We start from the raw sequence: 6178 nt of genomic DNA on the forward strand, positions 1-6178 counted from the left end.
GCTTCGACGCGGTGGCGCGCCGGCTCGAGAAGACCGCCGGCGACCCCGACCGGCTGCGCGCGGAGATGGGATCTGTGGACGCGAGCGACTACGCCGCGCTGATGGCCGCGCAGGAGGCGCTCGAGGTGTGCCTGGCGGAGCGCGCGGCGCTCGAGGACGAGTGGCTGGAGCTGGCGGAACGGCTGGGGCTGGACGTGTAGGGGGCGGCGTGCGCCGGCCCGCACTTCTCGCGCGACGCCGGGAGCAAGCCCGCACTTCTCGCCTCAGCACATCAAGTGCGGGCCGGCGCGCATTGGATGCGCGCACTTCTCGGCATATGGCGAGAAGGACCGCGCACTCGATGCACAGTGGACCCAAAACCGCCCGCACTCGATGCCCGCACTCATGAGTGCGGGCGAGAAGGGCGGTCGCAGTCGCTGGCTCAAGCACCGACGCGCAGTTCACTACCGGAACGCCGCGGTCAGCCCCTCGCAGCGGTCCGCAAAGACGGGGGCGAACAGCTCGACTTCTGACCGCGGGCAGCCCAGCCGCATCGCCGCGGTCTTCCAGCCGCCAAGCGCCCGGAGAACCCGAGAGACGCACCCCGCGGCCTCGCGCTCAGAGAGCCCGCATATGGGTGCCAAGGCGCGAAGCCCCTCCACCTCGGCGGAACCGACCTCACCAAAGACGCCTGTGACGCGAGGCTCCGAGAGCGCAGGGTTTGGGTTGACATCAAAGCAGGGGGCAAGCCTCCAAGCATGCCCCATACGGACGAGCCCGATGTTCCTGAGATGGTCATCTGTGTTATGAATCGCTATCGAGAGTGCCGCTCGCATGAACACGTCGCGAAGCGCATCCCCGGCGTCCGCCACAACGTCCACGAGAGCCTCGGCGAGCTCGGCATAGTCACGGCTCTCGCCGTCCTGAGCCGCGAGCAGGGTCATGGCGCTCATGTAAGGCAGCCTCCTGCCGCAAGCATAACCGCCCTCGCGGTCAAAGCGCTCAAGTAAGAGAACGTCATCTGGTCCCACGGAGACGAGCCGGCACTCAGGCACGCTCAGCCCCGCCCCGCGAGCCACGAACAAGGCGAAGCGCTCCCATCTCATGACATGCCACCCATCCCCCGGATGGGAGAACTTTGCGAGCAGGAGACGTCCCCCGTCCATAACCGACGCCTTTGGACGCGCGCCCCCGAGTGAACCGGACCCAGCATCAAGCAATGTCTTGACGTCATCCGCGTTCCCAAGCTCGCCGGCGATCCTGTTGCTCGCCGCCAGGAGACGTGGCATCTCGATTTGTGGCGGAACCTCACCGTCAGCCGAGAGCCGCTCGTCGGAGCCGGTTGCCGAGTACCTGAGCGCGCCCTGGCGAGCATCGTCATGAACGCCGAGCAGATAGTCGACATCATCCAGCGAGCGCAATGCGCCCGTGACGTCAGCCTCCGCACGAAGCCGCCTCGAGATGAGGCGCCTTCCCCATCGGTCCGGCGCGGAGTCGCGGAAGGCTCCAGGCAGGCCGTCGAGGTACAGCGGCGAAGCCTGCAGGGGAAGCGCGGGGTCAATGACGAATGCATCCTCGGAGGCGAGGTAATTCTCATCATACGAAAAGGCAGTGGAAACACTGCCCCTGCGCAGGTTAAAGCGGGCCCGGCCGACAAGAACGTCCAGGCCGTCATCACCAGCGGAGAGATAGACGTCAACCGACGGGATCATGACCTTCTCCTCACGCGCTGGGGAAGGGCGCGATCGGCGCGGATGCGGCCGATCTCAGTCTCGTACGGGTCGGTTGCCTCGGTCACAAGATCGAGGATCCCAAGCGTGCGACACACGTTGAGAAAGGTCGCAAAGCTCACCGTGGGGTCTCCGTTCTCGATGCGCGAGAGCGTGCTGCGAGACACGGCGGCCTTCACCGCGACCTGCTCCGCAGTAAGGCCGAGCATCTTGCGCCATGTGGCCAGGTTCTCGCCTATCTGCTGGGCAGCGAGCATGGTGCGCATGGGAATTGGCCGCTTCATATCATCCTAACGTCTTGATTATGTGTCTCTATGTAGGTTAATGTAGCATATTTCAGACGTTATTCTCAGCTTCATAGAGTGCCAAGCATGACATGTGAGACGGAACGGCACCTCGTGGTTGGCAATACCGTCACATACAGCATGCCCGACGAAGAGGGCAGGCGAGAGGGACGCGGTACACTGAGCGCACGGGCGTCTTAAGTGCACGCTGCCCCCGGGAGCGTCACGCTGCCCTTCTCGCCCCGCGAAGTCCTTCTCGGCACGTTCTTCTCGGCACGCCCTTCTCGCCCCGCGACGCTCCTCCGCTCCGTTCTCCGCGAAGAAATCGCAGTTGGGTACGTTAACAGAGCCCATGGACTGCGATTATTTCGCGGAGAATCGCGCAGACGAGAAGAGCGGTCGACCCCGCCCGCCTACGCCAGCATGAACCGCTCGAGGTCCCTGCGGCGCGTGACGCCCAGCTTGGAGAATGCGGAGGAGAGGTAGCTCTTCACGGTGTGGGCCGAGACGCCCAGGTGCTCGGCGATCTCCTGGTTGGTCCAGCCGCGCGTGGCGAGCATCGAGGCCGCAAACTCCGTGGTGGTGAGGTTGTCCGCAACGTCCTCGCCGGTCGCGGGGTTGTGGACGCGGCGCCAGCCCGCCGAGAAGCGGTAGGTGATGTCGATGATGCGGCGGAAGTCCTCGGGCCACGCGGGCTTGATCACCGCCTCGAGCATGCCGCCGAGAAGGCCGTGGTGCTCGGCGAAGGGCTCGACGAGGTCGTCCGGGCGGGCGAGCTCCCACGCGGCGAGCAGGTGCTCGCGGGCCTCGTCCGCGCGGCGCAGGGACATCAGGTCCATGATGGCAACGAGGTGCAGGTAGACGGTGGGGATGGGGTAGGTCTGCCCCTGCATCACGAGCGCGGTCTGCGCGATGCCGAGGCTGTGGGCATAGTCCCCGTCCAGGTAGACCGCATGCGCCTGCACGTAGCACGCGAAGGCACGCAGCCCCGGGGGCAAAAGCGGCAGGACGTCGCGGGGCTCCGGGACCTCATCGGGCGCGGGGAGGTGGAGCAGGACGCTCGCCGCCTGCGCGACGAAGCCCTCGGCGGCGCGCAGGCGCGGGTCGCGCTCCGCCGCGTGCGCGGCCGCTCCGCGGGCGCCCTCGAGCGCGGCGAGCGCGCGGTCGATGCGCCCGAGCGGAAGGTTGGCATAGGCGCAGATCAGGCAGGCCGAGAGGCGCACGCCGAGGTCGTCGTCTTCCATGTGGGGTGCCGCCAGGTCAACGGCGTCGCCGTGCCGGGCGGTGAAGTAGGCGAGCTCAGCGAGGGCGACGTCGCGAAGAGGCCCTCCCTCCAGGGACTCGACGTACTCGCGGGCATGACCGGGCGAGAAGGACGAGCTCGTGAGCGGCATGAGGGCGGCGCTGAGGCGCGGCGCGGGACGGCTCGCGGGGGACAGGGAGGCGGCGCGGCGCGGGTCGTCCGGCTTGGGCGCGGCGGCGGGGATGCGCCACGCCCGGCCAAAGCGCTCTGCGCCCGGGACGCGACCCTCGGCGCAGAGGTGCTGGACGCGGCGCTCCGAGACGCCCCAGCGGCGCGCGGCCTCGCCTGCGGTGATGAACTCCATGACAACCTCCCGTTGACGCTGCCCAGCATAGCAGAGGAGCTGTTCGCCAACGCGAACAGTTTGACAAAAGGCTCCGAGAGGGGCGCGCTGCGCGTCCGCTTGCCGCCCCGACCGCTCGCCGCGCGGCATGACTGAGCGCGCCGGTGCGCGGGAACGATGACCCTAACGGCGAAAGGGGATCCATGGGCGGAAGCTGCTACGACGTCATCGTCATCGGGGCGGGGGCCTGCGGGTGCGCAATCGCCCGCGAACTCTCGCGCCGGCGGGTCAGCGCCTGCGTGCTCGAGGCGGAGGAGGACGTCTGCTGCGGCACGTCCAAGGCAAACTCCGCGATCGTGCACGCCGGCTTCGACGCGGCCACGGGAACCCTGATGGCGCGCCTCAACGTGGAGGGCTCGCGCCTCATGGGACCGCTCTGCGAGGAGCTCGGCGTGGACTACGAGCGCATCGGGTCGCTCGTGGTGTGCGTCGCCGGGGCGGAGCGCCGCGGGCTCGACGCCCTTCTCGCCCGTGGACGTGCAAACGGCGTCCCCGACCTGCGCATCGTTGAGCGAGAAGAGCTGCGGGGCCTGGAGCCCAACGTCGCGGAGCCCGCCGTCGCCGCGCTCTGGGCGCCCACGGGCGCGATCGTGAACCCCTTCCAGCTCACCGCCGCGCTGGCGGAGACGGCGGCCGTGAACGGCGTCGAGTTCAGGCTCTGCTCGCCCGTGACGGAGGTGGCGCGCCGCGCCGACGGGCTCTGGGACGTTGCCACGCCCGCCGGCGCGCTCGAGGCCCGCGTGGTGGTCAACGCCGCGGGCGTCCACGCCGACGAGCTGCACAACCTCGTCTGCGCGCCGGACGACCGTCTGGAGATCTTTCCCCGGCGCGGCCAGTACCACGTGCTCGACGTCACGGCCGGCGCGCACGTGCGGCACACGGTCTTTGCGCTGCCCACGCGCCTGGGCAAGGGCGTGCTCGTGACGCCCACCACGGGCGGCAACCTGCTCGTGGGCCCCACGGCCGAGGACATCGACGACAAGGACGGCGTCGACACCACGGCAGACGGCCTCGCCGAGGTGATGCGCAAGGCGGCGCTCACGGTGCGGGACGTCCCGTTCTCCGAGCGCATCCGTACCTTCGCCGGGCTGCGCGCCCACCGGCCGGGGCACGACTTCGTCATCGGCGAGGTCCCGGGCGCGCCGGGCTTCGTGGACTGCGCTGCCATCGAGTCCCCGGGGCTCTCGGCCGCGCCCGCGATCGGCCGCATGGTGGCCGGCATCGTCTGCGAGCTGCTGGGCAACCCGGCCGAGAAGGACGAGCTGCTCCCGCGGCCAGCGCCGATCCCGGACGTCGCGCGCCTCTCGCCCGAGGCGTGGTCGGCGCTCGTGGAGGAGCGCCCGGAGTACGGGCGCGTGGTCTGCCGCTGCCGCACGGTCACGGAGGGCCAGGTCGTCGATGCCGTCCGACGCCCCCTCGGCGCGCGCTCGCTCGACGGCGTGAAGCGGCGCGTGGAGGCCGGCATGGGCCGGTGCCAGGGCGGGTTCTGCTCGCCGCGCGTGGCGCAGATCCTCGCGCGCGAGCTGGGCTGCGACCTCGCCGCGGTGACGCTGGCCGGGCCGGGCAGCGAGCTCGCCGTCGGGACGGACAAGGACGCCTGGGCCGGGGCACCGGCGCCCGCCGGAGAGGGGGAGGCGCGATGAGGCGCTACGACGTCGTGGTGGTGGGCGGCGGCCCGGCGGGCCTCGCCGCGGCGGTGGCAGCGCGGGCCGGCGGGCGGCGCTCCGTGGCCGTGGTCGAACGCGACGACGCCCTCGGCGGCATTCTCAACCAGTGCGTGCACAACGGCTTTGGCCTTGTCACCTTTGGCGAGGAGCTCACGGGCCCGGAGTACGCGGCGCGCTGGGCGGACGCCGCGCTCGAGGCCGGGGTGGAGGTCCTTCTCGGCAGCATGGTCCTGGACGTGTCCACGGGGCCGGAGGGACCGGGCGTCACGTGCGTGAGCGCCGAGCGCGGCGTCGAGCGGCTCGAGGCCGGCGCGGTGGTGCTGGCCATGGGCTGCCGCGAGCGTCCGGCCGGGGCGCTGGGGATACCGGGCTTTCGACCCGCGGGCGTCTACACCGCCGGCTGCGCGCAGCGGATGGTCAACTGCGAGGGGCTGCTTCCCGGGCGCGAGATCGTGATCCTGGGGTCGGGCGACATCGGGCTCATCATGGCGCGGCGGCTCACGCTCGAGGGCGCGCACGTGGCCTGCGTGGCCGAGATCATGCCCTACTCGAGCGGTCTCAAGCGCAACGTGGTCCAGTGCCTCGACGACTTTGGCATCCCGCTTCTGCTCTCGCACACCGTGACGCGCGTGGAGGGCCGGCGGCGCGTGGAGGCCGTCGAGGTCTCGCGCGTGGACGGCGCCGGGCGGCCGATTCCCGGGACCGAGGCGCGCTACCCCTGCGACACGCTGCTGCTCTCGGTGGGCCTGCTGCCGGAGAACGAGCTCTCGCGCGCGGCGGGCGTCGAGCTCTCGCCGACGACGCGCGGGCCGGTGGTGGACGACTCCCTCATGACGAGCGTCCCGGGCATCTTTGCCTGCGGAAACGTGCTG

5 protein-coding genes and 1 pseudogene are annotated in these 6178 nt (G+C 70.3%); 3 read left to right on the top strand and 3 right to left on the bottom strand.

What is annotated here, in order from left to right:
* Positions 1–200, top strand: a pseudogene (locus NW198_RS09580) (ABC transporter ATP-binding protein); the annotation flags it as partial.
* 243 nt (positions 201–443) lie between these two features.
* Here the strand turns inward: NW198_RS09580 and NW198_RS09585 are convergent.
* The 3 genes from NW198_RS09585 to NW198_RS09595 form a co-directional block, all read right to left on the bottom strand.
* Entirely contained in the window at positions 444–1691 is a 1248-nt protein-coding gene (locus NW198_RS09585; RefSeq protein WP_258340938.1) for a type II toxin-antitoxin system HipA family toxin, read from the bottom strand.
* Positions 1688–1975, bottom strand: coding sequence for a helix-turn-helix domain-containing protein (locus NW198_RS09590; RefSeq protein WP_258340940.1), 288 nt, complete (start codon positions 1973–1975; stop codon positions 1688–1690). The genes NW198_RS09585 and NW198_RS09590 overlap by 4 nt, the downstream gene beginning before the upstream one ends.
* A 431-nt stretch (positions 1976–2406) precedes the next feature.
* On the bottom strand, positions 2407–3600 hold the full coding sequence (locus NW198_RS09595; protein WP_258340941.1) for a helix-turn-helix domain-containing protein: 1194 nt from the start codon (positions 3598–3600) through the stop codon (positions 2407–2409).
* 182 nt (positions 3601–3782) lie between these two features.
* Between NW198_RS09595 and NW198_RS09600 the strand changes: the two genes are divergently transcribed.
* Together NW198_RS09600 and NW198_RS09605 are read left to right on the top strand one after the other, a co-directional pair.
* Positions 3783–5282 carry an NAD(P)/FAD-dependent oxidoreductase gene (locus NW198_RS09600; protein WP_258340942.1) on the top strand — a complete coding sequence of 500 codons (1500 nt, stop codon included), beginning with the start codon at positions 3783–3785 and terminating at the stop codon, positions 5280–5282.
* Positions 5279–6178: NAD(P)/FAD-dependent oxidoreductase (locus tag NW198_RS09605; RefSeq protein WP_258340943.1), on the top strand; the 900-nt coding region annotated here is incomplete at its 3' end. The genes NW198_RS09600 and NW198_RS09605, both read left to right, overlap by 4 nt.

Origin of the sequence: Thermophilibacter sp. ET337 (assembly GCF_024733715.1) — a bacterium.
Classification (GTDB): domain Bacteria; phylum Actinomycetota; class Coriobacteriia; order Coriobacteriales; family Atopobiaceae; genus Thermophilibacter.

Bases quoted from the DNA above. Each gene is read 5' to 3' on its own strand.
- NW198_RS09585 (WP_258340938.1), bottom strand. From the start codon at position 1,691: ATGATCCCGTCGGTTGACGTCTATCTCTCCGCTGGTGATGACGGCCTG.
- NW198_RS09590 (WP_258340940.1), bottom strand. From the start codon at position 1,975: ATGCGCACCATGCTCGCTGCCCAGCAGATAGGCGAGAACCTGGCCACA.
- NW198_RS09595 (WP_258340941.1), bottom strand. From the start codon at position 3,600: ATGGAGTTCATCACCGCAGGCGAGGCCGCGCGCCGCTGGGGCGTCTCG.
- NW198_RS09600 (WP_258340942.1), top strand. From the start codon at position 3,783: ATGGGCGGAAGCTGCTACGACGTCATCGTCATCGGGGCGGGGGCCTGC.